This is a genomic window from Lysinibacillus sp. FSL M8-0216 (assembly GCF_038595555.1).
GTDB classification, from domain to species: Bacteria; Bacillota; Bacilli; order Bacillales_A; family Planococcaceae; genus Lysinibacillus; species Lysinibacillus fusiformis.
The window spans coordinates 3,419,025-3,445,980 of record NZ_CP152007.1 but is presented as its reverse complement, the minus strand read 5'-3'; the positions used below and the strand labels follow the sequence as shown (position 1 = coordinate 3,445,980).

Annotated in this window: 26 protein-coding genes and 2 other annotated features; all 26 genes read left to right on the top strand. The window is 38.2% G+C overall.

The annotated features are described in order from the left end of the window. The first annotated feature begins 1 nt into the window (after window position 1). The 26 genes from MKX57_RS16960 (at window position 2) to rpmA (ending at window position 26,721) form a co-directional block, all read left to right on the top strand. Entirely contained in the window at window positions 2-2,923 is a 2,922-nt protein-coding gene (locus MKX57_RS16960; RefSeq protein WP_342550433.1) for a VWA domain-containing protein, read from the top strand. Window positions 2,924-3,120: 197 nt separating this feature from the next. After that, window positions 3,121-4,485: a glutamyl-tRNA reductase gene (gene hemA, locus MKX57_RS16955; RefSeq protein ID WP_342550432.1), complete on the top strand. Its 1,365-nt coding sequence runs from the start codon at window positions 3,121-3,123 to the stop codon at window positions 4,483-4,485. Between the two features lie 174 nt (window positions 4,486-4,659). Beyond that, window positions 4,660-5,487, top strand: a complete 828-nt coding sequence (gene ccsA / locus MKX57_RS16950; RefSeq protein WP_036119291.1) for a cytochrome c biogenesis protein CcsA — start codon at window positions 4,660-4,662, stop codon at window positions 5,485-5,487. An 18-nt stretch (window positions 5,488-5,505) separates the two neighbouring features. Further along, window positions 5,506-6,438, top strand: a complete 933-nt coding sequence (gene hemC / locus MKX57_RS16945) for a hydroxymethylbilane synthase (protein WP_008180666.1) — start codon at window positions 5,506-5,508, stop codon at window positions 6,436-6,438. Beyond that, on the top strand, window positions 6,428-7,189 hold the full coding sequence (locus MKX57_RS16940) for a uroporphyrinogen-III synthase (RefSeq protein ID WP_008180668.1): 762 nt from the start codon (window positions 6,428-6,430) through the stop codon (window positions 7,187-7,189). Before hemC ends, MKX57_RS16940 begins: the two co-directional genes overlap by 11 nt. Continuing rightward, window positions 7,186-8,166: a porphobilinogen synthase gene (gene hemB, locus MKX57_RS16935; RefSeq protein WP_008180670.1), complete on the top strand. Its 981-nt coding sequence runs from the start codon at window positions 7,186-7,188 to the stop codon at window positions 8,164-8,166. The genes MKX57_RS16940 and hemB overlap by 4 nt, the downstream gene beginning before the upstream one ends. Next, entirely contained in the window at window positions 8,167-9,459 is a 1,293-nt protein-coding gene (hemL, locus tag MKX57_RS16930) for a glutamate-1-semialdehyde 2,1-aminomutase (RefSeq protein ID WP_008180672.1), read from the top strand. Between the two features lie 242 nt (window positions 9,460-9,701). Then, window positions 9,702-10,148 (top strand): SRPBCC family protein, encoded by a 447-nt coding sequence (locus MKX57_RS16925; protein ID WP_008180674.1) that lies wholly within the window; start codon window positions 9,702-9,704, stop codon window positions 10,146-10,148. A gap of 175 nt (window positions 10,149-10,323) precedes the next feature. Further along, window positions 10,324-11,004: a hypothetical protein gene (locus MKX57_RS16920; protein ID WP_008180676.1), complete on the top strand. Its 681-nt coding sequence runs from the start codon at window positions 10,324-10,326 to the stop codon at window positions 11,002-11,004. A gap of 273 nt (window positions 11,005-11,277) precedes the next feature. Continuing rightward, window positions 11,278-11,534, top strand: a binding site (T-box leader). A 73-nt stretch (window positions 11,535-11,607) separates the two neighbouring features. Then, window positions 11,608-14,253, top strand: coding sequence for a valine--tRNA ligase (locus tag MKX57_RS16915; protein ID WP_089986693.1), 2,646 nt, complete (start codon window positions 11,608-11,610; stop codon window positions 14,251-14,253). Window positions 14,254-14,506: 253 nt separating this feature from the next. Beyond that, window positions 14,507-14,935 carry a hypothetical protein gene (locus MKX57_RS16910; protein WP_089986692.1) on the top strand — a complete coding sequence of 143 codons (429 nt, stop codon included), beginning with the start codon at window positions 14,507-14,509 and terminating at the stop codon, window positions 14,933-14,935. A gap of 106 nt (window positions 14,936-15,041) precedes the next feature. Then, complete coding sequence (locus MKX57_RS16905) at window positions 15,042-16,322, top strand: folylpolyglutamate synthase/dihydrofolate synthase family protein (RefSeq protein ID WP_342551134.1); 1,281 nt, start codon at window positions 15,042-15,044, stop codon at window positions 16,320-16,322. Beyond that, window positions 16,319-17,569, top strand: coding sequence for a folylpolyglutamate synthase/dihydrofolate synthase family protein (locus MKX57_RS16900; protein ID WP_342550431.1), 1,251 nt, complete (start codon window positions 16,319-16,321; stop codon window positions 17,567-17,569). Before MKX57_RS16905 ends, MKX57_RS16900 begins: the two co-directional genes overlap by 4 nt. 180 nt (window positions 17,570-17,749) lie before the next feature. Then, window positions 17,750-18,394, top strand: coding sequence for a hypothetical protein (locus MKX57_RS16895; protein WP_008180689.1), 645 nt, complete (start codon window positions 17,750-17,752; stop codon window positions 18,392-18,394). Window positions 18,395-18,497: 103 nt separating this feature from the next. Beyond that, complete coding sequence (locus MKX57_RS16890) at window positions 18,498-19,091, top strand: Maf family protein (RefSeq protein ID WP_107922047.1); 594 nt, start codon at window positions 18,498-18,500, stop codon at window positions 19,089-19,091. Window positions 19,092-19,097: 6 nt separating this feature from the next. Next, the gene (gene radC, locus MKX57_RS16885) at window positions 19,098-19,796 is read left to right on the top strand and encodes a DNA repair protein RadC (protein WP_043990751.1); all 699 of its coding nucleotides are present in this window, start codon (window positions 19,098-19,100) and stop codon (window positions 19,794-19,796) included. 593 nt (window positions 19,797-20,389) lie between these two features. Continuing rightward, complete coding sequence (locus tag MKX57_RS16880; RefSeq protein WP_008180696.1) at window positions 20,390-21,409, top strand: rod shape-determining protein; 1,020 nt, start codon at window positions 20,390-20,392, stop codon at window positions 21,407-21,409. Window positions 21,410-21,422: 13 nt separating this feature from the next. After that, window positions 21,423-22,337 carry a rod shape-determining protein MreC gene (gene mreC / locus MKX57_RS16875; protein WP_008180698.1) on the top strand — a complete coding sequence of 305 codons (915 nt, stop codon included), beginning with the start codon at window positions 21,423-21,425 and terminating at the stop codon, window positions 22,335-22,337. Beyond that, entirely contained in the window at window positions 22,337-22,861 is a 525-nt protein-coding gene (mreD, locus tag MKX57_RS16870; protein ID WP_004226656.1) for a rod shape-determining protein MreD, read from the top strand. Before mreC ends, mreD begins: the two co-directional genes overlap by 1 nt. 27 nt (window positions 22,862-22,888) lie before the next feature. Next, window positions 22,889-23,557 carry a septum site-determining protein MinC gene (minC, locus tag MKX57_RS16865; RefSeq protein WP_008180702.1) on the top strand — a complete coding sequence of 223 codons (669 nt, stop codon included), beginning with the start codon at window positions 22,889-22,891 and terminating at the stop codon, window positions 23,555-23,557. 1 nt (window position 23,558) lies between these two features. Continuing rightward, window positions 23,559-24,356: a septum site-determining protein MinD gene (gene minD / locus MKX57_RS16860; RefSeq protein ID WP_008180704.1), complete on the top strand. Its 798-nt coding sequence runs from the start codon at window positions 23,559-23,561 to the stop codon at window positions 24,354-24,356. Window positions 24,357-24,447: 91 nt separating this feature from the next. Beyond that, entirely contained in the window at window positions 24,448-25,002 is a 555-nt protein-coding gene (locus tag MKX57_RS16855; RefSeq protein WP_008180705.1) for a M23 family metallopeptidase, read from the top strand. Further along, on the top strand, window positions 24,992-25,603 hold the full coding sequence (locus tag MKX57_RS16850; protein ID WP_008180707.1) for a hypothetical protein: 612 nt from the start codon (window positions 24,992-24,994) through the stop codon (window positions 25,601-25,603). Before MKX57_RS16855 ends, MKX57_RS16850 begins: the two co-directional genes overlap by 11 nt. A gap of 45 nt (window positions 25,604-25,648) precedes the next feature. Beyond that, window positions 25,649-25,729, top strand: a sequence feature (ribosomal protein L21 leader region). A gap of 14 nt (window positions 25,730-25,743) precedes the next feature. After that, a complete protein-coding gene (rplU, locus tag MKX57_RS16845; RefSeq protein ID WP_025114620.1) occupies window positions 25,744-26,052 on the top strand; it encodes a 50S ribosomal protein L21 in 309 nt (102 codons plus the stop codon). A 16-nt stretch (window positions 26,053-26,068) separates the two neighbouring features. Further along, window positions 26,069-26,425, top strand: coding sequence for a ribosomal-processing cysteine protease Prp (locus MKX57_RS16840; RefSeq protein ID WP_089986689.1), 357 nt, complete (start codon window positions 26,069-26,071; stop codon window positions 26,423-26,425). Next, entirely contained in the window at window positions 26,422-26,721 is a 300-nt protein-coding gene (gene rpmA / locus MKX57_RS16835; RefSeq protein WP_004226673.1) for a 50S ribosomal protein L27, read from the top strand. The genes MKX57_RS16840 and rpmA overlap by 4 nt, the downstream gene beginning before the upstream one ends. The last annotated feature ends 235 nt before the right edge of the window (window positions 26,722-26,956 follow it).

Genomic DNA, 26,956 nt, shown 5'->3' with positions numbered 1-26,956 from the left:
CATGACATATGTAAAAAAAGCATTGCTTACTATGCTGTGCTTCATGCTGCTTTTGATGACAGCAACACCTGTTGTTACGCAAGCAGCTACAACAATTAGAGATGTTCCGACGAATAGTAGTAATTACAAAGCCATTTCTTGGGCGGTTGACAATGAATTGATGTCTTTGAACAATGCCAATAACTTTTTACCGAGTGAGCAAGTGACAGATCGAGAGCTTGTCCTCATGTTTGCGAAGCTAGATCGTAACTATCCATTATCTTATATTGATAGTGTGGCTTATAACTTTTATAGTGATTTTTATTTACCGTTTAATGGAACACATGTAAATGCCAATCGATCAAAAGCGATTACTCGTGGTCAATTTGCACAAATTTATGCCGCTTTTAAAGGATTGGATTTAGATGAACCACAAGCTGTTCAATATTTATATTCAAACAATTTATCGACAAGTAGTTCAGGTAAAAAAACATTTGCAAGCTTTAATCCATCAACAAAATTAACGCGTGGTGATGTAGCGACATTCTTATATAGAGCAGTCCAAAATGGTAACTTTGCCGTACAAGGATTAACGCGAAGTGCAGCTGGTCGTGATAATGAAAGTATTACATTACCTCCAGGATTCATGGGCTCCAATAGTGCGGATTTTGAAGAACCAAAGGATAACTCCAATGATTTTACTGGACCTGATTATGTAAATAATGCATTGCAAAGCATTGTAGTGGAAAAACCAGATTTAATTGCGAATGAAGTGGATTCAACACTTGTGACTGTATCTTTAAAGGCTTGTAATGGAGACCCTATTGCCGATGATAAATCTTATACATTCCGTGTGACGTCAACTTACGGTACGATTATCGATACTTCCGGCGAAGCGGTTAGAACCGTCCAATCTGATGGTTCGACTGTATCAGCTATTGTTGTAGCGCCAAAATTAACAAAATCTGCTCGTGATACCATTTCCTTTGAATTGGTTAATAACACAGATCCAGCAATGAAGTGTCTTGTGGGGCAAAAATTAAAAGCAGAGGTGCGTTATTCACCACAACCTGAATTGCGTATAGATTACCAAGTCTATGATCCTACTAATACAGATGATGATAATGGGAATGTGACACCACCGTATATTCCATATGAGAAGTTGCCAGAGTTCTTCACACAAAACATAATTGATGTGTATTCACCAATTCCATTGAAGTATGATGGGGATAAAAAGCTATTTAGTATTGGGCAGCAAACTAATGTAACAGACGCCTTGGGCAATGTTCAAAATGTTTATTTACGTTACGGAGGCTCAGACCCTAGATATCCAGCACTAGGGTATGAAAATGCTATTTTACAATTTGAAAACTACAATATTTCTGTTTACCTTTTTGAGGAACTGTTAAATCGTCGTTTAGATAATTCTGTCACATCGCCAGCTAAAACTGAAATTATGTATATGATTTCTGAAGATGGCCGTCCGATTTATCGTGTTCAAGGGATTGATGATGAAATCGCCTCTCAGGTAGAAAACATTAATCCAGTTGGAGCTATCATCCAGCTTATGAACCATATGCCAGAAGAAAAAAAATTGACACTTGAACATTATGATAGTGTCATGAAAATTTATTCTATTTTTACAAACTTAAGTAACTATGATCGTACGGTGTTATTAAAATATCAAGGCGGGAAGCTACTTGGACAAGTAGAGGCTTATAAAAAACGAGTAGAGGCATTGAAAGAAAGTGCTGATGCTGCCTCTAGACCATCAGGCAAGGATCGCTATACAAAAGTCATGGTGACGTTAGTTCGTCCTGGTGGAGAACCAGTTACGGATTATCAAGGAACAGTCAAAATCAAGTATGATGGAGTGGAAAAAACAGCTTCATTTATTACGAATACTTCAGATCCATTAAACAATACAGGCAGTCCAGGTACAGCTGTTGCATACTTTGACTCTATCATCTATGGAAAATCCAAAGTAGAAGCAACCCTTGTCAATCCGATAGACCCTCGTTATGCAACGATTTTGAAGGGTTTAAAAGATAAAACAGTAAGCAAAGATATTTTTACTAATCCGTACTTCAGTAAAAATTCATGCTCATTAGCAACAGAAGTTGCTTATGTAGTGGATTATTCTTCTTCTATGAAGGCTGTTGATCCAACTAATTATCGTGGCAAGAAAATGATTGAATTTATCAATCAATTGAAGGCGAAAAATAACATCGTCATCGAAACAAACACAAAGGCAACAATTCTTGGTGAGGGTACAACAGATGCTGTATTGAAGAAAGACCTTTATAAAGCGTCTAAAGAGAAAGGTGCTACGGATATTTTTGCAGGTATTGATATTGCATTAACGAAATTCTCAAACGATACAAAAACGGCTAAAGCTATTGTGGTTGTATCTGATGGGAAAACAAGTAAATCAAAAATGACAAAAGTGATCAATGAAGCGAAAAAGCAAGGTGTGAAAATATACACAGTAAGTATGGGCAAGAAATCACAAATAAATGATGCTACTTTAATGCAAGTGTCTACAGAAACTGGCGGAGCTTATTATCACGCGCTTGATAATTTACAATTGCATCAGGTGTTCCAAAAGTTAATTGATGCGATTTTATGTAAAACTCCGGCATCAAGCTGTATCAACCCGGATGATTTATTTGAAGATGCAAATGTATCATTACGAAAAGGCTATCTTACAATGAGTGCTCGTATTGATGGTAATTGTCCAAACGTTGCGAAGATTAATGTACGTTATAAATCGATTAGTGGTGATGTACAATTCGAGTTGCTAAAACGTAGTGATCATGTGTTTATGTTAACGAAAACAGTACAAACTATGCAGGACTTTAAAGTTAATAATGAAATTGATTTGATCGCATATGATAAAGATGGAAATATTATTTCAATGAAAACTATTTCTATAACAAATTAATGATGAAAACTGCCTCCTATTGCGGGGCAGTTTTTTAATTTGAAACAAAACGTATAATTTGTTACACTTAGTTTATAATAATTCTAATGTAGATGACGAAATGCAGTTCTTCATGACATGTTCACAAATTATAGATGAACTATTGTCGAACTGTGCTATAATGAAATTTGTGAATTAGAACGTGTGAGGTGTTATTCATGCATACCATCGTAGTAGGCTTGAATTATAAAACAGCGCCTGTTGAAATAAGAGAGAAGTTATCATTCATTGAGAGTGAACTACCTCAGGCAATGGAAGCGCTGCAAAAGCAGAAAAGTATTTTAGAAAACGTTATTGTTTCGACATGTAACCGTACAGAAATTTATGCTGTTGTGGATCAATTGCATACTGGACGTCATTTTGTGAAACAATTTTTAGCTGATTGGTTTGACTTGCCTGTGGAGACATTTTCTTCGTATTTAACAATTCGTGAAGAGGATGAGGCAGTCGAACATTTATTTAAAGTGACAGCTGGGATCGATTCAATGGTTCTAGGTGAAACGCAAATTTTAGGGCAAGTAAAAAAAAGCTTTTTAAGTGGACAAGAGATTGGCACGACAGGAACGGTTTACAATCAACTATTTAAACAAGCGGTAACATTTGCAAAGCGAGCACATAATGAAACAGCTATCGGCGAGAATGCGGTATCAGTTTCTTATGCAGCAGTAGAATTAGCAAAGAAAATTTTTGGCTCTTTACAACGCAAGCATGTAGCTATTCTAGGTGCAGGGAAAATGGGGGAGCTTGCGATTGAAAACCTCTACGGCAGTGGAGTAGGAAAAGTAACAGTAATTAACCGTACGTTTGAAAAGGCGGAAAGTCTAGCTGCAAAATTCCATGGTCAAGCTAAATCAATGAAGGAATTACAGTGCTCCTTATTAGAAGCAGATATTTTAATTACATCGACTGGTGCAACTGATTATGTCATTGATTATGAGCTCATGCAATTCGTGGAACGTTTACGTAAAGGGAAACCATTATTTATGGTAGATATCGCTGTTCCTCGTGATATCGATCCACGTGTTGGCGATTTACCAAATGTTTTCTTATATGATATTGATGATTTACAAGGTATTGTCGAAGCCAATTTAGCGGAACGCGAACGTGCTGCTGCTGATATTACGGATATGATTGGGCATGAAGTGCTCCAATTTAAAGATTGGGTGTCTACGCTTGGTGTCGTACCTGTGATTTCTGCATTACGGAAAAAAGCAAATCGTATTCAAGAAGAGACCATGACTAGTATCGAGAATAAAATGTCAGATTTAACGGAACGTGAACGTAAAATTTTAAGTAAACATACAAAATCAATTATTAATCAATTGTTAAAAGAGCCAATCTTACAGGCTAAAGAAATGGCTAATTCACCAAAAGCAAATGAACAGTTACGTTTATTCCAACAAATTTTTGGTATAGAAGAAGCTGTGGAAGCTGAAGTTCAAGAGATGACGAAGCAAGAGCTTGAGCGTAAAGAACGCGCACAGGCAACTCAAACTTCTGCTGAACCAAAGTATTCTTTCTAAATAATCTAATGCGTTTTGTACACTGAAGTTGTATGAAGTGGTGTTGCGCTATTGGATTCTCTACTGATATTACATGAGGCGTTTTCGTATCTGTATGGTAAACTTAGGATACGAAAACGTTTTTTGTTTTCTTATTTATAGCTTTACAATTTCACTACAAAGAAGGGATGTCTATTGGCTGATTTGACCATGACAAGGCTATATGAGGTGATGATCGTCTTGTATGCGATCAGTCTAGTTTTTTACTTTACTGATTATTTTTATAAGCAAGTACGAGCAAGGCGCATTGCTTTCTGGCTTGTTTCATTTGTATGGATGATTCAAAGTGCCATTATTATTTTAACGTTTGTGGAAACAAAACGCTTTCCGATCTTATCATTGTCAGAGGGGATTCTATTTTACTCCTGGTTACTTGTGACGTTATCCATTATCCTGCATTGCATTGCAAGAGTAGACTTACCGGTATTTATTATAAATATATTAGGATTTTTGTTTGCTAGTATATTTACATTTATGCCTAAACGTCCTACGGGAACTGTCGGAGATACATTAATTTCGGAAATGCTTTTTATTCATATATCATTTGCGATATTGTCATATGCAGCATTCACATTAACATTTGTGTTTGCCATTTTATATCTAGTTTTATATCGATTACTGAAGAAGAAAAAGTGGTCGCATCTTTGGACAAGACTGCCATCTTTACAGCAAACGAGCAACTGGATGAATGTATCATTCTTTATTGGAATCCCAATGCTATTTATAAGTTTAATATTAGGGTTTGAATGGGCATTATTAACATTAGAGAGTCTTTCGATTTTCGATGCGAAGATCATAGGATCCTTCATTATTTTAATTTTGTATTGCTTTATCTTATATGTGAATCGCAAAAGCAAGCTGATAGGTACAACTTATGCATGGGTACATATTTATGCCTATCTATTAGTTGTTGTGAACTTCTTCTTAGGAAGTAGTTTATCGCGATTTCATTTATGGTATTAGAGGAAAGGTTGGAGACTGTTGAGAAAAATTATTGTAGGTTCTAGGAGAAGTAAGCTAGCACTAACGCAAACAAATTGGTTCATTAATGAATTAAAGGCTGCTGGTGCTCCATTTGAATTTGAAGTAAAAGAAATCGTGACAAAAGGTGATCAAATTTTAGATGTACAGCTTTCAAAGGTAGGGGGAAAAGGATTGTTCGTTAAAGAAATTGAACAAGCCCTTTACGATAAAGAGATTGATTTTGCTGTCCATTCTATGAAAGATATGCCTGCTGTATTGCCGGAAGGTTTAGTAATTGGCTGTATTCCTCCACGTGAAGATGCACGTGACGCATTTATTTCGAAGGGACATGTTAAATTTGCTGATCTTCCTGCAGGAGCTGTAGTCGGGACAAGTTCTTTACGTCGTAGTGCACAGCTACTAACAGTACGTCCGGATCTTGAAATTAAATGGATTAGAGGAAACGTTGATACACGTTTAGCTAAGCTTGAGACCGAAGAATACGACGCGATTATTTTAGCAGCAGCCGGTTTAAAACGACTTGGTTGGAGTGAAGATGTTGTCACTGAATTTTTATCAGTAGAAGATTGTTTGCCAGCCGTAGCACAAGGTTCTCTTGGTATTGAATGCCGTGGAGATGATACTGAGCTATTAGCCGAGTTAGCTAAATTAACAGACCAATTAACATGGCAAGAGGCACATGCTGAACGAGCATTCTTGGCGGCCATGGATGGCGGGTGCCAAGTACCAATCGCTGGCTATGCTACATCAAATGGGGATGAAATTACTTTAACTGGTCTTGTTGCTGCACCTGATGCATCAGTTGTATATAAAGAAACAGTAGTTGGTTCAGACGCACAAAAAATAGGGGAAGAGCTGGCTACTATTTTAACGAAACAAGGAGCTTTCGATTTAATTCAACGTGTGAAGGCAGAGCAAGATGCAAAATGATTTACCTTTAAGAGGTAAAACGGTACTTTTAACAGGTACATCTAAAACAACAGCTATTGTAGATGATATTGCAGCTTTAGGTGGCCATGCAGTAATTGCCCCATTAATTGAAACATGCGAACGTATGGACAACGATGATGCAAAACTGTTGAATAGTGCGCTTCAATTTGACTGGGTTATCTTTACGAGTCAAAATGCTGTAGATGCATTTGCTAATAAGATGGAGCGGCATCAATTAAGTGCCAAAAATTTTCAAGCGAAAATTGCTTCCATTGGGACAAAAACAACTACAGCGTTAGAAAATCTAGGATTTCAAGTGAGCTTTATGCCTTCCGTATTTAGTGCTGATATTTTCGTCAAGGAATTTCCAAGTATAGCTGGCGACCATCCAAGTTGTCTGTTTATTCGTGGAGAAAAGGCGAAAAGTACATTGAAGGATGGACTGCCCTTTAATTTGAAAGAATGGACAGTTTATGAAACGGTAGAACGACATGATCAAATATCAGCTATTATTAATTGCATCCATCACAATGAGGACGTCACAGTGATTTTTGCTAGTCCTTCAGCTGTTGATGTATATGCAAAAAGTGTAGCAGTACATGTTGGATGGCAAGCAACTAGGGTTGCAGCCATCGGCCATATTACGGAAGCAGCTCTTGAACAATACGGTGCAACTGTGGATATTATGCCAAGTGTATATACAATGCAAGCAGTCATCGAAGAATTAATGAAAGTAGGGGACAAATCATGACAAAACTACAATTTCAAAGACATCGTCGTTTGCGTGCCAATGCAACGATGCGATCAATGGTAAAAGAAACATACTTACATAAAGAGGACCTGATTTATCCTATTTTTGTAATAGAGGGCGAAAATATTAAAAATGAAGTACTATCTATGCCTGGTGTTTTTCAATTTTCATTAGATAAGCTAGAAGCAGAAATTGATGAGGTTGTTGCATTAGGAATCCCAGCTGTAATTTTATTTGGTTTACCGGCTGAAAAAGATGCTGTTGGAACTGGTGCATTCCATGATCATGGTATTGTCCAAGAGGCGACTCGCTTAATTAAAACGCGTCATCCTGAGCTTTTAGTCATTGCGGATACATGCTTATGTGAGTTTACGGATCATGGTCATTGTGGCTTAATTGAAGGCGATCAAATTTTAAATGACCCTTCCTTAGATGTTTTAGCTCGTACAGCAGTATCACAAGCAAAGGCAGGCGCAGATATAATTGCTCCATCTAATATGATGGATGGTTTTGTTGCAGCCATTCGTGCTGGTCTTGATGAAGCGGGCTTTGAGCATATTCCAATCATGTCATATGCTGTGAAATATGCGTCAAGTTACTATGGCCCATTCCGTGACGCGGCAGATGGTGCTCCACAATTTGGTGATCGTAAATCCTATCAAATGGACCCATCAAACCGTTTAGAGGCATTCCGTGAGGCAGAATCTGATATCGAAGAGGGTGCGGATTTCTTAATTGTTAAGCCAGCCCTAAGTTATTTAGATATTATTCGAGATATGAAAAATAATTATCCATTACCACTTGTTGCGTATAATGTCTCAGGGGAGTATGCGATGATTAAAGCAGCTGCTATTAATGGGTGGATTGAAGAGAAAAAAGTTGTGCTTGAAACATTATTAGGCATGAAACGTGCAGGTTCTGATTTAATTATTACGTATCATGCAAAAGATGTTGCACGTTGGTTGGAGGAGAAATAAATGACACGTTCTTACGAAAAATCAAAGCAAGCCTATGCTGAAGCTGTTCAGTTAATGCCAGGTGGTGTCAACAGCCCCGTTCGTGCATTCAAATCAGTAAATATGGACCCAATTTTCATGGAATCAGGCCATGGGGCTATCATTAAAGATATTGATGGTAATGAATATATAGATTATGTATTATCTTGGGGCCCACTCATTTTAGGACATACACATCCAGAGGTTGTCAAAGCAATTGCTGAAACTGCAGCAAAAGGCTCTTCCTTTGGTGCACCAAGCTATACAGAAAATCGTTTAGCTCAATTAGTGTTAGATCGTCTTCCAGGCATGGAAATGATTCGCTTCGTTTCTTCGGGAACAGAAGCTACTATGTCTGCATTACGTGTAGCACGCGGTGTTACAGGTCGTGATAAGATTTTAAAATTTGAAGGCTCTTATCATGGCCATGGTGATTCATTATTAATTAAAGCAGGATCTGGAGTTGCTACATTGGGTCTTCCTGATAGCCCTGGCGTACCTGCAGATATCGCTCGTAATACGTTAACTGTAGCCTATAATGATTTAGAAGGCGCTAAAGCTGTTTTCGAAAAATTTGGAGCAGAGTTAGCAGCAGTTATTGTAGAGCCAGTTGCAGGGAATATGGGTGTTGTACCACCACAATCAGGTTTCTTAGAGGGCTTACGCGAATTAACAACTTCACATGGTGCGTTATTAATCTTTGATGAGGTTATGACGGGCTTCCGTGTTGATTATGGTTGTGCACAAGGTTACTTCGGAGTTACACCTGATATTACGACGTTAGGGAAAGTAATTGGCGGAGGCCTTCCAGTGGGTGCGTTTGCTGGTACTAAAAAAATTATGGAGCAAGTAGCACCAGCTGGACCAATTTATCAAGCAGGTACACTTTCAGGGAATCCATTAGCTATGACAGCGGGCTATGAAACGCTATCACGTTTAGATCACAGTACTTATGAATACTTTAAACAACTAGGCGATCAGCTAGAGGCTGGTTTCCGTGAAGCGGCGACGAAGTACAAAATTCCTCACACTGTTAATCGTGCAGGTTCTATGATTGGCTTCTTCTTTACGAATGAAGAGGTCATTGATTTTGCAACTGCTAAATCATCGGATTTAGCCTTATTTGCTGAATACTTCCGTTTGATGGCTGAGGAAGGAATTTTCCTACCACCGTCTCAGTTTGAAGGGTTGTTTATCTCTACTGCACATACAGAGGAGCATATCGCAAAAACGGTTGATGCCTTCCATAAAGTATTTGCACAATTAGCTAAGTAATTGATAGGGCATGCTAGAAAAAAATCTAGCATGCCCTTTTGTATACATAAGTTAGAAGTCATTGTAGTACTTGAGCAATAAAAGAACAAAAGAGAAAATATAGCATATATTAACTAGTAAGGACAATCATCTATACTGGATGAAGGACCTGCTTTTGTCAAAATTATATCTTTCAGCATAGCCAAAATGTGGACGATATCGTTTATAATATAGCTATTCATAAAAGAAAGTAGTGAATTGATATGGCAACAGGCACACATACGGTCGAAGTACCCGTAGGAATTGAACATGTATGGGATTTCGTCAGTGATATGGAGAAATGGGCAAAGCTAGTCCCAGGTTATAACGCACATGAAATGATTGATGACAAACATTCAACATGGACTTTTAAAGGAAATGTGGGAGTTCTGAAAAAAACAGTTGAAGTAGAAATTATTATTTTAGAGTGGGTATCCCCGTCCAAAGTGACATTTGAACTTAAAGGTCTTTCGGATAATTTCACAGGAAATGGCTATTTCCTTGCAGAAAGCATGGATGCTGAAAACACAAAAATGACAGGCTTCTTAGAGGTTATTGCTGGTGGATTAGCTGGTCCTGTTTTAAACCCAATTTTCAAACCGATTGTACCAAAGGCAACGCAAATGTTAACAGATCGTGTAGCAAATAAAATCAAATTAGTACATGTTTAATGGATGTAAGTACATTCATAAAAATGGCATGCTAGAAGTAATGTTCTAGCATGCCATTTTTATATGAATTTCTTCTTTTTTTATACGGTTGAATAGGAAGCTTTCTAGCATACTATCCCCTCATAAGTCATATGATGCAAAGGGAGGGATTATTATCGAACACAAAACTTGGAATATGAGTGAAACATTTTGTTTTCCTGGGTACGGCTGCCCAACAGAAATAGCAGCTGTGCAAATTAAGCCACAGTGGCAGGCAATGCAGTTAGAGGATTCACTTCGACTAGTAGGCATCTATCATATCACCGCACATGTACGCTTCGATTTTCAAAATATGCAAGCTTTTACAGGCGATGAAGAATTAATTTCAATTGATGCCCTAGATGTCCAAGGAGATACAGGTTATTTTGAGTATGCTGTGCCATTACATGTCGATTTACCAAAGGAATCAAACCTTAAGGATATAATGGTCAAAGATATTCGCCCAAGCTTGACGAATCAGAAATGTCAGCTTGAATGGACAGTCACAAGCATCTTTAACGAATACGAGCCAGTTGTTGAAAATGACCATGTATTAGAAGATCAGTCCTTTACTGCCAGTGCCTATGAACATGAAGAGATACTTACTGTGCCAGAAGAAAGCATGCAAGTGAAAAAACAAACTACCGCAGTAGTAGCAGCTTCACACCAAGTGAAGACTCCAACAGTTGACCAAAAAACAAGTTTGAGAGAATCCTCAAGTCATATTGTTGTACGTGAGTCCAGCACTTGGCATGAAGTGCCTTCCATGATTTGGGATCTAACTGAAGAATATACACCGCTTAAAGTTCGTGTATCAAATGATGTCTTTCAAAAGTAAATAGCTGAGAAGTAGCAAGAGTAATAAGAAAATTAAATCACCGGATGTTGGAACAATAATGACACGGATAAATTGAAAACCACAAATCGGCACGATAATCGTTCTACAGTAAAAACGAACTTGCCTTATCCAAGGTGGTAAAAGCCAGGGGTTATACTTGCGTCGACGCATTTGAATATTCACTTCCTTTTCTATTTACTTTACTCTTATTAAAAGATGACTAAATCACTTGAAAAATTACACGTTTCTGCGGTACAATAAGGAAAATCAAATACAGATGCTATGATAGGGAAGAGTAAATTATGTTACATTTTCAGAGAGGAAACGGTAGCTGAGAAGTTTCTATTTGTACTTAATTGAAGGTAGCCCTTGAGCAGCTTTAGTGAACTAACAGTAGTTAAAGCCGGTTAAACACCGTTACCGAATTAAGAGCCAGTAGATAAGGCTGAGAAATGTATTCGATGATCATTTCCTTAACCGCTGCTGGAATTAAAGGTGGTACCGCGAACTAAAACTCCTTCGTCCTTTTAGACGAGAGGAGTTTTTTTTATTTGGTGAAGTGATTGCTTTATCAATAGTCTTCAAATATTAGGAGGAGTCAATATGACAGAAAACATTTCAATGCCAACTAAATATGACCCACAGTCCATTGAAGCCGGTCGCTACGAATGGTGGTTGCAAGGGAAATTTTTTGAGGCACAGCCAGAAAGTGGGAAAGAACCTTATTCAATCGTTATTCCACCACCGAACGTAACAGGTAAATTGCACCTTGGTCATGCATGGGATACAACTTTACAAGATATCCTCATTCGTATGAAACGTATGCAAGGATATGATGCACTTTGGTTACCAGGTATGGACCATGCAGGTATTGCTACACAGGCAAAAGTAGAAGCAAAGCTACGTGAGGATAATATTACACGTTATGATTTAGGACGTGAAAAATTCCTCGAGAAAACATGGGAATGGAAAGAAGAATATGCTGGGCATATCCGTGATCAATGGGCAAAGCTTGGCCTTGGATTAGACTACACACGTGAGCGTTTCACACTTGATAAAGGTCTTTCGGAGGCAGTTAATACAGTTTTTGTTCAATTATATGAAAAAGGCCTAATCTATCGTGGTGAACGCATTATTAACTGGGATCCAGCTGCTAAAACAGCATTGTCTGATATCGAGGTTATTTACCAAGATGTGCAAGGTGCCTTCTATCATATGAAATATCCTTTAGCTGATGGCTCAGGATATGTAGAAGTTGCGACAACACGTCCTGAAACGATGCTTGGTGACTCTGGCGTAGCTGTTCACCCGAAAGATGAACGTTATCAGCATTTAATTGGTAAAACGGTTATTTTACCGATTGTAGGTCGCGAAATTCCGATTGTAGCAGATGACTATGTTGATATGGAATTTGGAACAGGGGTTGTAAAAATGACACCTGCCCATGATCCAAATGACTTTGAAGTTGGTAATCGTCACAATCTTGAGCGTATCCTCGTGATGAATGAAGATGGCACAATGAACGAACTTGCTGGCAAATACAACGGTATGGATCGTTTTGAATGTCGTAAGCAAATTGTTGCTGATTTACAAGAAGCGGGTGTGTTAATACGCATTGAAGAACATATGCATTCAGTAGGGCATTCTGAACGTTCTGGTGCTGTTGTAGAGCCATATCTTTCAGCACAATGGTTCGTTAAAATGCAACCACTTGCAGATTCTTCATTAGAGCTTCAAAAAGACCAAGAAGGTAAAGTGAACTTTGTTCCGGCTCGTTTTGAAAATACTTATTCTCGCTGGATGGAGAATATTCGTGATTGGTGTATTTCTCGCCAATTATGGTGGGGCCATCAAATCCCGGCTTGGTACCATAATGAAACAGGTGAAATTTACGTAGGAAAAGAAGCACCGGCTGATGCAGACAATTGGACACAAGATGAGGATGTACTAGATACATGGTTCTCTTCAGCGCTATGGCCGTTTTCTACAATGGGCTGGCCAGACGAGGCAAATGAAGAATATAAACGTTACTACCCAACAAATACACTCGTAACAGGCTATGATATTATTTTCTTCTGGGTATCTCGAATGATTTTCCAAGGTCTTGAATTTACAGAGCAACGTCCATTCAAAGATGTGTTAATTCATGGTTTAGTTCGTGATGGTGAAGGGCGTAAAATGAGTAAGTCACTTGGCAATGGTGTAGATCCAATGGATGTTATTGAGCAATACGGTGCAGACTCATTACGCTACTTCTTAGCAACAGGTTCATCACCTGGTCAAGATTTACGTTATACTACTGAGAAGGTAGAGGCTGTATGGAATTTCTCTAATAAGATTTGGAATGCATCCCGTTTTGCCCTTATGAATATGGATGGAATGACATATGATGAAATCGACTTAACAGGTGAAAAATCGGTTGCTGACAAATGGATTTTAACACGCTTAAATGAGACGATTGAACGTGTAACATCTTTGGCAGAGCGCTATGAATTTGGTGAAGTTGGTCGCGAACTTTATAATTTCATTTGGGATGATTTCTGTTCTTGGTATATTGAAATGGCAAAATTACCATTATACGGTGAGGATGAAACTGCTAAAAAGACAACTCGTTCTATTTTAGCGTACGTACTCGATCAAACGATGCGTCTATTGCATCCATTTATGCCATTCATTACAGAGGAAATCTGGCAACACTTACCTCATGATGGTGAATCGATTACAGTGGCTGCATGGCCAACAGTACGCACGGATCTTCATTTTGCTGACGAAGCAGATAATATGAAGCTCCTAATGGATATTATACGTTCAGTACGTAATATTCGTGCGGAAGTAAACACGCCAATGAGCAAAAAAGTACCGTTATTTATCTCTGCGAAAGATGCTGCAACAGTGGCAGTACTTGAAGCGAATAAAGCCTATTTAGAGAAATTCTGTAACCCAGATACGTTAACAATTGGTGAAGGCTTAGAGGCACCTGGTCAATCGATGACAGCAGTTATTACAGGTGCTCAAGTTTTCCTACCGCTTGTTGGGCTTATTAACTTAGAGGAAGAAATCGCTCGTCTTGAAAAAGAGTTAGAGAAATGGGCAAAAGAAGTGAAGTTAGTGACAGGTAAGCTTTCAAATGAAAAGTTCGTATCGAAAGCACCTGAGGCATTAGTAAATGTAGAACGTGAAAAATTAGCGGATTATGAAAATAAGCACGCGGTTGTATTAAAACGTTTAGAGGAATTAAAAAATATGTAATAGTAGAGCAATGGATGACGATAAAGTTATCCATTGCTTTTTTTATGTAGAGAAAAAGTTATGCATTGAAATGGGTAAATGTATGTAGTACCATTTAGAATAATTAGTCTAATAGGTTAGGTGAATTATTATTATAGTAGGAAACAAAACCTAACGCAATATTATGTTGACGGAAAAGAAATGGTCTTTAATGGAATCGCTATACCAAAGCAATGGCTTTTTTTCGGGTTTATGGTATGAATGGAGATGTGAAATGACAGGTAATATGACAACGTATATTACGAAAGTCAATAAAGCATGTGATGACTTAGATTTTGTTAGTGCAAGGGTATTGATTGAAACAAATCTATTGAAATTATCAGATGCGAAATATTATCGTTTATTAAACACAAGTGCGCGTGTGCTTATTAAACATGTATTAGCAAATAGGCAAACTCAACAGGAATGTACAAAACTCTCACGGGCAGATATGTTAACCATCAATAAAATAAATGAGTATTGCTCAAATTTTGATATTGCAATGTTGAAAAGAACATTAAAAAACTCCTTTGAATTAGTACAACGTTCAGATGTTATGCCTTTATTAAACAATGATGCAAAAATCATTTTGGACAATATGGGTGCATTGCTAGGGGCTCACCAAGTACATAACAAAAATACTTATCAAACACGCAGTGGCTAGCTGTGTGTTTTTTCTATTGTTTTGTAATTAATCTATGTTATTAAACGTTACTTGTACTAAAATAGAGATATTGCAGTAAGAGGGAGTGTTTCTTTTGTTTAACACAATGAACGAATGTACGGAATTTATTTTTACACTAAAAGCCGTTGATCATAAACGTGCACCGCTTGTACTAATGAAAGAAGTACTAGCACATTTAGAGAATCCTCACAATAAACTACGCGTAATTCATGTGGCTGGTTCAAATGGGAAAGGTTCTACAGTGAATGCCCTTAGAGAAATGCTACAGCACACTGGGCACCAAGTAGGGGCATTTACTTCCCCACATTTAGAGCGAGTCAATGAACGAATGACTATTAATGGTGAGCCGATTACGGATGAACAATTTTTATACTATTTCAATAAACTAGCTAAGATTATAGAAGAACAATATAATGGTGATTTTCCAAGCTTTTTTGAAGTAGTCACACTCATAATGTTTCAGTTTTTTGCCGATCAGGAAATTGATTTTGCGCTTATTGAAACGGGGCTTGGAGGGCGTTTAGATGCGACCAATGTCGTGACGCCACTACTTGCCATTATTACAACCATTTCACTTGAGCATACGGCCTTTTTAGGTGATACATTTGCCAAGATTGCCTCTGAAAAGGCAGGCATCATAAAAAGGGGTGTTCCAGTTGTTATAGGGGTTAGCAATGAAGAAGCATTAGCTGTTATTAAAGAAACGGCGGATGCACAGCAGGCACCATGCTTCATTTTAGGACAAGATTTTACTGTTTCAGATATATTACAAGGTACAGACGTTCAGCAATTCACCTATGAAAAAGGAAATATTGTGATGACTGATATGGCTTTAAAAATGGCAGGTCCCCATCAAATCAACAATGCAAGTCTGGCCATTACAGCAATCCTTGCATTACGTGAAGGGGCAGTTATTACTATATCAGACTCATCCATTCGGTATGGACTTCGATATGCACATTGGGCTGGCCGCTTCGAACAATGGCCTCAAAAAATTGTTTTAGATGGCGCCCATAATTCTGAAGGGACGGCTGCACTTATCCAAACACTCAAAAATGTATTTCCAAAAAGCCATTATCGTTTTGTGTATGCAGCATTAGCAGATAAGGATCATGCCAATAGCATTGCACTAATGGATGATGTTGCAACGTCGATTGCTTTTACACAAATCAATCTGCCTAATGCAATGCCTGCTGAAGACTTAGTCGTGTTATCAACAAATGCCGATAAATCGTACTATGAGGATTGGCTGGAATCGGTACAAACTGTACTACGTGAAAGAGCTGAAGAGGATATTGTGGTGATTACAGGCTCTTTATACTTCATTGCGGGTGTTCGCCAGTGGCTACAGGAGGAAGGACGATGATACCAGGATTTGATCATTATAAAAAGAAGTGGGCTGTCCACAGTGATGATGTCATAAAACCTGGTCTTGTGGCGATGGAGGAGGCTTTGCTATTAGCTGGAAACCCTCAGCAAGCCCTACATGTCGTACACTTGGCTGGCACAAATGGGAAGGGCTCCACATTAACCTTCCTTGAGGCTATCGCCAAAGAGCATGAATTACGTGTGGGCAAATTTATGTCACCCTGTATAGTCGATGTGCACGACCAAATTCAAATAGATGGTCAACCTATTACCGAGGCTGATATGGATGCTGTTTTTCGTCAAATGCATGCGGCTGGATTAAGCGGGAAACTAACTGATTTTGAACTTTTGACTGTAGTAGCATTTTTATATTTTGTGAATAAAGAAGTTGATATTTCTTTAATTGAAGCGGGTATGGGAGGATTATTGGATAGTACAAATGTAGTAACACCCATCGTATCCATTATCCCAAGCATCGCTCTAGAGCATACAAAATTTCTAGGCGATACAATCGACAGTATTGCGCGTCATAAAGCAGGTATTATTAAACAAAATCGTCCTGTCATTATCAGTAATTTGCCAGAAGATGCGAAACGTGTTGTTTATGAAGAGGCATCTCATAAAAAAGCTGCAGTTTTAGAAATAGGTAATCATTTTTCATTACACTCATTTGCTGAAGGAGACTGTTATAGAAATGACGAACAACATGTCCAATTCTCTCATCTAACCCGTTCAATGAAAGGGGCTCATCAGGGCGATAACATGGCACTTGCTATTACAGCATTCCTAGAAGTAGCAGCATTTCTTAATGTGTCTGTGAATCCAACTGCAATTCAGAAAGCTGTGAAACAAGCCGCCATTTTAGGTCGTTTTGAAGAAATCATACCATTTGTGATTGTCGATGGGGCGCATAACCCGGCAAGTGCTGAAAAATTAGTAGAAACGATTAAGGGTGAGTTTCCTGGGGAACGAATCACATTTGTTGTGGGTATATTAGCAGACAAAGACGTTCAACAAATTCTTCGACTGTTAGAGCAAGTTAGTGATGAATTTTATTTCGTTGATTTTGATAATCCACGAGCGATGGCTGCGCAAAATTTGCTGGAGCTTTCCAAAGCGACATCTAAAAATATCTTAGTGGATTATGCACAATTTTTACAGGTGCAATCAGACAACAAACAAAGAACGATCGTATCGGGCTCATTATATTTATTAACAGCAGTAAGAAATAGCTTGAAAATATGAAATGACTAGGACTCCTATTTGGAAGTCCTAGTTTTTTTATGAATGTATGCCGTTTTTGTTATGAATCAAATCTCAATAAATTCGCATTTACACTTCTAATTCTACATATACTTTTATATATTGAAATCTCGTTTTTATTGAAACGTGTACGGATAGGTGGAAGGATGAGGTGATAGATGGATGAAAATTGTAAGTCATGTAATGAAAAAACAAATATTTCGGGCAATGATTATTGGTGGATTTGTAGGTTTGTTAGGTGTTGCCATTTTTTTAGGTGTTTTACAAGCCAGTACCCAGTTACCGATAAAGAATAATGGCAGTGATGTGGCCACTAATCAATCACAATCAGAAACCATTCCTACTGCCGGTGAGAACACTAGTACATCAAATGCACCTATGTTTTATGCTAGTCAAGCAGGCGTGTATTCAAACTATGAGAGTGCAAGTGCATTTGTTGCCGAATACCCTGCATTAAAAGAGAGCGCAATTGTTGAGGTTGATGGCAAGTTTTATGTTTGGACAAGCATGGAGATTGAAGAAAGTCAGCTTAAATTTTTACAGGAACCCGCAACCTTTAAAAAAGCATTTAGTGTCAGTGGTGATAGCTGTAAGGAGCCAACCCTTGCGGAGGTGACAACTGCATTAGCAGACAAAAATGCTACAAAATTAAATTTTAAGGAGAAAGGGAAGGATTCAACTTTACCTGAGGATTGGCAGACAATTGGAGCAGCTGCTTCTACTATTTCCAACGATGTCAGCGTCATCCGTTTGCAAGTTTTTGCTCATTATCAGGCTAAAAATACATGTCTTCAAGTGAAATTTTAAAAGTAAAAGATAGTAAAATCATTATTATCTTGATTTTTAGAAAATTTTCAAATTGAACATTCTTCGGTATCATGAGGATAAGGAAGGATGGTCGGATCATATCATGTTAAAAACAAACCATAAACTTATACTTGCCTCTGCTTCACCAAGACGAAAGGAATTGCTGGGTATGCTAGCACTTCCGTTTGAGGTTCTGGCAAGTGAAGTTGAAGAAACAAGTGTACAAGCCAGTTCAATGCAGGAATATGTAAAAGGAGTAGCTCTCTTAAAAACACGGGATGTAGCGAAAAAAGCAACCAATGCAACAATCATTGGTGCTGATACAATCGTAGTCGACAATGATGAGCTGCTACATAAACCAAAATCTCGGGAGGAAGCTATTGCCCATTTATTACGGTTATCTAATCGCGAACATGTTGTGATGACAGCGGTCGCTATTATTGAACCTAGTGGGAAAGAAAACATCTTTGTGGAAGAAACCACGGTTGTTTTTCATTCTCTATCCAAGGAATTGATAGAAGCCTATGTCGATTCTGGAGACCCTTTCGACAAAGCAGGAGGTTATGGTATCCAGACGATAGGCACACTTTTAGTGAAACGAATTGAAGGAGATTACAACAATGTTGTAGGCTTACCACTTGCAGCGTTGTTTTCGCAATTGGTAAACCTACAAATTGTCCAATTTGCGAAGGAGTGAGCATTTTTGCTAGATAAGGCTTTGCCTACGTTGATGTTACGTGATGTTCATTTGGAAGATCGCCCTCGTGAAAGACTGATACGACAAGGGGCGGAAAGTCTATCCAATCAAGAGCTACTTGCTATTTTATTGAGGACAGGCACAAAAGAAGAATCGGTTCTTGTCCTCGCGAATCGAGTATTAACTGTTTTTGAACGTCTCCATCATTTAAAACACGCAACCATTGAAGAAATGGTCGCTATTAAAGGGATCGGTGAGGTGAAGGCTATTCAAATATTAGCCGCCATTGAACTTGGCCGACGATTGGCTCAAAAGCAGAATGATGAGAAATTTACTATTCGTTCTCCACAAGATGCTGCTGCTTATTTAATGCCTGATATGACTTCACTTAATCAGGAACATTTTGTTGTTCTTTTTTTAAATATTAAAAACCAAATTATTCACAGACAAACGATTTTCATAGGTAGTTTAAATGCCTCCATCGTGCACCCTAGGGAAATTTTTCGAGAGGCCGTGAAGCGATCTGCTGCATCAATTATTTGTGCACACAATCATCCTAGTGGAGTACCAACTCCTAGTGCGGAGGACATTGATGTCACAAAGCGAATTGAAGAGGCTGGTTATATTATGGGGATTGAATTAATTGATCATGTAATTATCGGCGATCATCAATTTATCAGTTTGAAGGAAAAAGGATATTTTTAACTCTGCAAGAAATTTGCAGAGTTTTTTTATCTTGAGCAGATGTCTTAGAGAAGCATTACGAACAAACTCTAAATATTTTAGCGCTATGACATTAGTGGCATATTCCTAAAATTTTTGTATTTTTTTGTGGTTTAATGGCGAACCTTTTTCGATTCAAATCGTTAATGTATTCTAGAAACTGATATTATCTTCACAAAAATTGGTAGCCTGATACACATTGTCTTATGTGAATAAAAATTATATGCTAATCTATACGTACTATTTTTAGTTTAAGAGGGAATTAAAATAGTATCTTTTCTGTGAGATAAAGTATGTGACACTACAAATTCTTGCGCTTTTCCGTTATAATGAACGGTATGAATTTTATCTTGATTCAGGAAAGACTCCCATCGAAATTGGTGGTGAGCTAAATAAGTGTGTATTTTTTTCAAGGTGTGAAACACTAACTGATGAAGATAAAAACTTTGACGGAGTGCTATGGGTTTTGAGGAGGAGTCAATTGTATTTTTATACAATTCAATTTCCTGTACATGACTGTCAAAGATAATGGATGTCAACGAAAGTATGGCTTAAATAGAAAGGGAGTACACAATTTGTTTGGACTAGGAAGCAAAGATGTCGGGATTGACCTCGGCACAGCGAATACATTAGTGTTTATTAAAGGAAAGGGAATCGTTTTACGCGAACCTTCAGTAGTAGCAAAAAATACGAAAACAGGAGATATCGTTGCCGTTGGTAATGATGCTAAAAATATGATTGGTCGTACACCTGGCTCAATCGTAGCAATTCGCCCAATGAAAGATGGCGTTATCGCTGATTTCGATATTACAACAGCAATGATTCAGTACTATTTAAGAGAAGCCTCTAAAAATAGTGGCGGCAATTGGAAAAAACCGAATGTTATGATTTGCGTGCCTTATGGTATTACTTCAGTGGAACAACGTGCGGTTATTGATGCTGCTCGACAAGCGGGCGCAAAAGAGGCTTTCACAATCGAAGAGCCATTTGCAGCGGCGATCGGATCAAATTTACCAGTTTGGGATCCAACAGGGTCAATGGTAGTTGACATCGGTGGTGGTACAACAGAAGTAGCTGTTATTTCTCTAGGCGGTATTGTAACAAGTGAGTCCGTACGTGTTGGTGGGGATGCTATGGATCAATCTATCATTTCATATATCCGTAAAACGTATAATTTAACAATCGGTGAACGTACTGCAGAAGCAGTAAAAATGGAAATTGGTACGGCATTAGCTGAAGGACCAGAAGAAAAGATGGAAATTAGAGGTCGTGACCTTCTAACAGGTTTACCAAAAACAATTGAAATCTCTTCACAAGAAATTTCTGAGTCATTACGCGAAGCAGTTTCATCAATTATTGATGGCGTTCGAAAAACATTAGAACAGACACCTCCCGAATTATCTGCGGACGTTATGGAGCGCGGTATCGTATTAACTGGCGGTGGCGCACTATTAACGAACTTAGATAAAGTGATTAGTAAAGAAACAAATATGCCAGTATTTATCGCAGAAGATCCTTTAGACTGTGTTGCAATTGGTACGGGTAAAGCTTTAGATCATATGGACTTAATTCGTCAACAACAGGTTAAAGGGTAAGGAGGTTTAGGCAATGCCACATTTTTTTTTCAATAAGAAAGTAATTTTGCTGCTCGTAGGCATGGTTTTTCTTGTGGCATTGATTAGCTTCTCATTACGTGATCGGACGAATGCTACTTTACCAGAGCAAATTATTAAAGATACTGTCGGCGTCGCACAATCGCTTGTTGCGAAGCCGGCGAATTATGTTAATGGTATTTTTAATAGTATTGACTCCCTCTTAAACACGTACGAAGAAAATAAACGTTTAAAAGCACGCCTAGAAGATTTTGCAGTTGTACAAGCTGAGGCTACGGATTTAAAATCAGAGAATGCAAAGCTTCGTGAGCTTTTGGATAAAGCTGAAAGCTTAAAGGCATATAATCCTATTCAAGCAACAGTGATTGCTAGAAATCCTGACCAATGGGAAGAGAAAATCATTTTAGACAAAGGATCTTCTCATGGAGTTCAAAAAAACATGGCAGTTATGACGGCGAAGGGGCTAGTTGGGAAAATTACACTAGTTACGCCTTTCACTTCTGAGGTAGAGCTTTTAAATACAAATAATCCTAACTATCGTGTTTCTGCAATGGTGTTAGGTGAAAAAGAAGCATACGGTTTAATCGAGGGCTTTGATGAAGAACGTAATGAACTCATTATGAAGCGAATCGATTCTAGTTTGAAGGTTAAAGAAGGCGAGCAGGTAGTTTCTTCAGGACTCGGAGGTATTTTCCCTAAAGGTGTCCCTATCGGAGAAATTACAGAGGTTAGTACAGATGATCATGGCTTAACAAAAATGGCGTATGTCAGACCATCTGCTGATTTTTCGATTTTAGAGCATGTTGTTATTGCCAAACGTACATCTACAGTCATTGATGGTTCAGATGGCAGCTCAACGAACGAAGATTTAACAAACCCGCAAGATACGAATGAAGAGGAGGCGGAATGATGGTTCGTTTTCTCATTCCTTCTGTGGCGGTTTTACTATTCTTACTAGAACCAGAGTTTGCGATGCTTTCTCCAATTGAAATTAAGGGAGAAGTGTATTTTCTAGTACCGCGTTTTTTAATCTTATATCTCATTTTTATCTCCATCTATTACAGCCGTCAACGCGCGGTAATGTATGGACTTTTTTTTGGTGTCTTGTATGATGTGTTTTACATTGATATTATTGGATTATATTCAGTTCTATATCCACTTATATGTTTTTTAGCAGGGTCTATCGTGAAAGTTATACATCAGCACTTAGTCGTAACAACAACTATTTCAGTTGTGTTAGTAGCCATTTTAGAATTTATACTCTATCAATTTTTCTTCTTGATCGATTTCACAGCAATACCTTTAGCGGATTTCTTACGTTCACGACTATTGCCAACAATCATTGCAAATGCTTTATTTTTAATGATTCTTGGTTGGGCCTTCAAGTATCTAATTAATGCGCGTGTCTTACAGAGAGCACGTGAGGTTTCTTAACAAAGAACAACGTGAGGTGAGGCATTCATGAAAAAACAATTAGTTAATATGAAGGGAACGAAGGACGGATTTGTACTGCGTCTTGACGACCAATGTGCTTATAGCGATTTGGTAGAAGAATTAAAGAAAAAAGTGTTAGAAGGCGGTATCGATGGTAAAGTAGATGTACAATTATACTTAGGCTATCGATACTGTACTGATGAACAGATCGATGAACTTATTCATATTGTGCAGGAAACAGAGCAACTCATTGTAGCGAATGTACAAAGCGAAGTACTGACTGTCCATGAAAGCAACCAGAAAATGATTGAAAGTCAACAGGATACATATTTAGGTGTGGTCAGATCAGGGCAGATTCTACGTTCATCAGGGGACATTATCATTGTAGGAAATGTCAATCCAAACGGTCGGGTTGAGGCTGGTGGTAATGTGTATGTCTTAGGTAAACTAAAAGGGATAGTACATGCTGGTGTGCAGGGCAATAAAGAGGCTATCATTGCCGCCTCTCGATTTGAGGCTACACATATTATGATTGCTGATCAGGTGGAAGCAATGTCAGATGAGCATGTGAAAGAAATCGATCAAGCAGAAATGACTTGTGCATTTATTGGTTACGATGGACGCATTACGTACGATCAAATTCACGCCTTAAAAAATATTCGACCATTGTTAAATGTGTCTAAGGGAGGAAGCTAGTGTGGGAGAAGCGATCGTCATAACTTCGGGTAAAGGTGGTGTCGGAAAAACAACGACATCGGCTAACCTTGGGACTGCATTGGCTCTACAAGGTAAAAAAGTATGTTTAGTTGATACAGATATTGGCCTGCGTAATTTAGATGTTATTTTGGGCCTAGAAAATCGTATTATTTATGATCTAGTCGATGTAGTGGAAGGGCGCTGTAAAATACATCAGGCATTGATTAAAGATAAGCGCGTGGATGATAAACTATTTTTATTACCTGCTGCTCAAACGACAGATAAAAATGCTGTTACCCCTGAGCAAATGAAGAGCTTAATAGAGGAATTAAAAAGAGACTATGATTATGTATTAATAGATTGTCCTGCAGGTATTGAACAAGGCTATAGAAATGCCGTTGCAGGTGCAGATCATGCGATTGTTGTCACAACACCTGAAATTTCTGCTGTTCGAGATGCAGATCGAATTATTGGTTTATTAGAACAGGAAGACATAACTGCTCCGAAGCTCATCATCAACCGTATTCGACAACATATGATGAAGAGCGGCGACACTTTGGATGTGAATGAAATTACAACTCATTTGTCTATTGATCTATTAGGAATTATTGTTGATAGTGAAGGTGTTATTTCATCCTCCAATAAAGGAGAACCAATCGTTATGGACCCTTCTAATAAAGCATCTTTGGGCTATCGAAATATTGCTCGTCGTATTTTGGGTGAGTCGGTTCCATTAATGGCTATTCAAGATGAGCAAAGAGGTATGTTTTCAAAACTTAAATCATTATTTTCAAGATAATTTAAAACCTTTTCGTGCATTTGTGCGAGAAGGCTTTTTTGTGCATGTTTGGACATGCAATCACATATAGTGTGGAAAAAAGGATGAGGGCTTGTTTAAAAAATGGAAATGGTTTTTCACAATACTACTTGTGGCAGCAACTATGCTTGTAATTCGTTTAGAAGATCAGGGTGTAGTTGATACGCCTGTTCGAAAGATGGTCACAACTTCGGCAGATTTAACGTACTTAAGTGAGCTGGGGCAAAGTTGGTTTGATAAAGAAAATGAGACCATTACAGTTTCTAGTGATGTGGGGCAAGCAGACCTTTTAACTTTTGCTAATGCCCAGGTTTTTAAAGAGGGATATTTATTGCAGTATGATGTTGGCTTACCAGTTTATGCTGGACAGAACGGTTTAGTCGTGTTCACGGGCCATACAAAATATACTGGTAAGACCATGACCATTAGCTATGATGATGGTACAACTGTCTCCTATGGCATGCTAGATAGTTTAGCGCAGCTACCTTATACATCCATACAGGCAAATGATTTGATTGGTATGAAAGAAGCTGGGCAACTTTATCTTTCTATTGAAAAGGGAGATGCTCATTACGATTTAGAGCAAATTGTACAATGGTTGGAAACGATGGAGACCCATGAAGATTAAATTACATCTTCTCTGTATTCCTCTCGTATTTGTCATGATTTTTAGTGGACAACTTGCTTATTACGCTATTATTTTTTTCTCGCTAATGTGGCATGAAGCAGGTCACTTATTAGCAGCCCTACTGTGCGGCGTAAGAGTGAAATCATGTGTTATTGCACCTTACGGGGGGGAAATTCAATTTGAAAATCCAGCGGTTGTGCAAGCATCGTCACTCCTGTGGATTGCATTAGGAGGACCAATCGCTACTATTTTAGGGATTGGCCTCACTTTTTTTATGCCCGAACTAATCGCAGGTAAGCTAATAAGCGTTCAACTTGTGCTATTATTTGTGAATATGATCCCTATCCTACCATTAGATGGTGGCAGGATATTGTTAGCGTGGTTATTTTTATATAATCCAAAAGCTCGAGTGGTGGAATTGTATTATTGGCTGTCGTTCATGGTTGCCACGACGTTATTTCTGATAACTTTAAATTTCTTACCCCAATCTATTTTTTTAGCAATCATTTGTTTATTCATTTGGCTTCAAGTTTTAAAAGAATGGCGTTATCGAAAATATCGTATAGCTTTTGAAAAATATGTTATGAATAGATTGACTTAAATAAAGCCATGTGGTAATATTTTAATGTTATTGTTTGTAGCACCCGTGCTACTACAACCGCTCTGAGAAGGTATAAGTATCTTGCTATAAGATCACCTTTATAAACAGGCGAGTCTGAGTCTAAGAGGAGGTGCAGTAAAATGTACGCAATTATTGAAACTGGTGGTAAACAAATCAAAGTAGAAGCTGGTCAAGAAATCTACATTGAAAAATTAGGCGTAGAAGCTGACGAGGTTGTAACTTTTGATAAAGTTTTATTCGTAGGTGGCGAAAACGTTAAAGTTGGTGCTCCATTCGTAGATGGTGCTACTGTAACAGCGAAAGTTGTTAAAGAAGGCCGTGCGAAAAAAATCGTTGTTTTCAAATTGAAAGCTAAAAAGAACTACCGTCGTAAACAAGGTCACCGTCAACCTTACACAAAATTAGTTGTTGAAGCAATCAACGCTTAATAGTGAGGTGTAGCGAATGATACAAGTTACGATTCATCACGATGAAAATAGACATGTGTCAGCATTCGAATTTTCAGGACATGCTGGGTACGATGAATCTGGGAAAGATTTAGTATGTGCGGGAGCATCTACCATTGCCATTGGTACGGTAAATGCTATTTATGCATTACTACAAATCCAGCCAGAAGTCGAACAAGCTGCTGAAGGTGGAGGCTATCTTAAGGTAGATCTACCATCAGATATAGAGCCTGAAGTAGATGCAAAACTACAGTTAATTGTTCAAGTAATGACTGCCCAAGTGTATTCTATGGTGCAGAATTACGGACAATACATCCAAATCAACTACAACCAAGTAGGAGGTGGAACTCGATGAAATTATTATTAGCATTAGACCTTCAACTTTTCGCATCGAAAAAGGGTGTAGGTTCTACTAAAAACGGACGTGACTCTGAGTCTAAACGACTTGGTGCAAAACGTGCTGATGGCCAATTCGTAACTGGTGGTTCAATTCTTTACCGTCAACGCGGTACAAAAATTTACCCAGGTACAAACGTAGGTCGTGGTGGTGACGATACACTATTTGCTAAAGTGGACGGCGTTGTTAAATTCGAACGTTTAGGTCGCGATCGCAAACAAGTATCTGTATACCCAGCACCACAAGAAGCTTAATCTTTTAAAAGATATCATAAAGCGGAGGACTGCATTTATTGCAGTCCTTTTTTTGGCTAAATTTCAGCCACTTTCAACAGATGGCTTTTAATCAAACCTGTAGCAACAGCAGGTACGTGATGAAATATAGGCGGTTTTCATTTGTTTAGTAGCGTCAAAAGCCACTGAAATAAAGAAATTCTGACTATGGTCGCCATGTCCTGTAGCAACGACTAACCAACTTCTCGTTGGCCCA

What these genes read in the sequence shown, in the direction of transcription:
- MKX57_RS16960 (WP_342550433.1), top strand. Translation starts at nt 2, where the DNA reads ATGACATATGTAAAAAAAGCATTGCTTACTATGCTGTGCTTCATGCTG.
- hemA (WP_342550432.1), top strand. Translation starts at nt 3,121, where the DNA reads ATGCATACCATCGTAGTAGGCTTGAATTATAAAACAGCGCCTGTTGAA.
- MKX57_RS16940 (WP_008180668.1), top strand. Translation starts at nt 6,428, where the DNA reads ATGCAAAATGATTTACCTTTAAGAGGTAAAACGGTACTTTTAACAGGT.
- hemB (WP_008180670.1), top strand. Translation starts at nt 7,186, where the DNA reads ATGACAAAACTACAATTTCAAAGACATCGTCGTTTGCGTGCCAATGCA.
- hemL (WP_008180672.1), top strand. Translation starts at nt 8,167, where the DNA reads ATGACACGTTCTTACGAAAAATCAAAGCAAGCCTATGCTGAAGCTGTT.
- MKX57_RS16925 (WP_008180674.1), top strand. Translation starts at nt 9,702, where the DNA reads ATGGCAACAGGCACACATACGGTCGAAGTACCCGTAGGAATTGAACAT.
- MKX57_RS16920 (WP_008180676.1), top strand. Translation starts at nt 10,324, where the DNA reads ATGAGTGAAACATTTTGTTTTCCTGGGTACGGCTGCCCAACAGAAATA.
- MKX57_RS16915 (WP_089986693.1), top strand. Translation starts at nt 11,608, where the DNA reads ATGACAGAAAACATTTCAATGCCAACTAAATATGACCCACAGTCCATT.
- MKX57_RS16910 (WP_089986692.1), top strand. Translation starts at nt 14,507, where the DNA reads ATGACAGGTAATATGACAACGTATATTACGAAAGTCAATAAAGCATGT.
- MKX57_RS16905 (WP_342551134.1), top strand. Translation starts at nt 15,042, where the DNA reads ATGAACGAATGTACGGAATTTATTTTTACACTAAAAGCCGTTGATCAT.
- MKX57_RS16900 (WP_342550431.1), top strand. Translation starts at nt 16,319, where the DNA reads ATGATACCAGGATTTGATCATTATAAAAAGAAGTGGGCTGTCCACAGT.
- MKX57_RS16895 (WP_008180689.1), top strand. Translation starts at nt 17,750, where the DNA reads ATGAAAATTGTAAGTCATGTAATGAAAAAACAAATATTTCGGGCAATG.
- MKX57_RS16890 (WP_107922047.1), top strand. Translation starts at nt 18,498, where the DNA reads ATGTTAAAAACAAACCATAAACTTATACTTGCCTCTGCTTCACCAAGA.
- mreC (WP_008180698.1), top strand. Translation starts at nt 21,423, where the DNA reads ATGCCACATTTTTTTTTCAATAAGAAAGTAATTTTGCTGCTCGTAGGC.
- mreD (WP_004226656.1), top strand. Translation starts at nt 22,337, where the DNA reads ATGGTTCGTTTTCTCATTCCTTCTGTGGCGGTTTTACTATTCTTACTA.
- minC (WP_008180702.1), top strand. Translation starts at nt 22,889, where the DNA reads ATGAAAAAACAATTAGTTAATATGAAGGGAACGAAGGACGGATTTGTA.
- MKX57_RS16850 (WP_008180707.1), top strand. Translation starts at nt 24,992, where the DNA reads ATGAAGATTAAATTACATCTTCTCTGTATTCCTCTCGTATTTGTCATG.
- rplU (WP_025114620.1), top strand. Translation starts at nt 25,744, where the DNA reads ATGTACGCAATTATTGAAACTGGTGGTAAACAAATCAAAGTAGAAGCT.
- MKX57_RS16840 (WP_089986689.1), top strand. Translation starts at nt 26,069, where the DNA reads ATGATACAAGTTACGATTCATCACGATGAAAATAGACATGTGTCAGCA.
- rpmA (WP_004226673.1), top strand. Translation starts at nt 26,422, where the DNA reads ATGAAATTATTATTAGCATTAGACCTTCAACTTTTCGCATCGAAAAAG.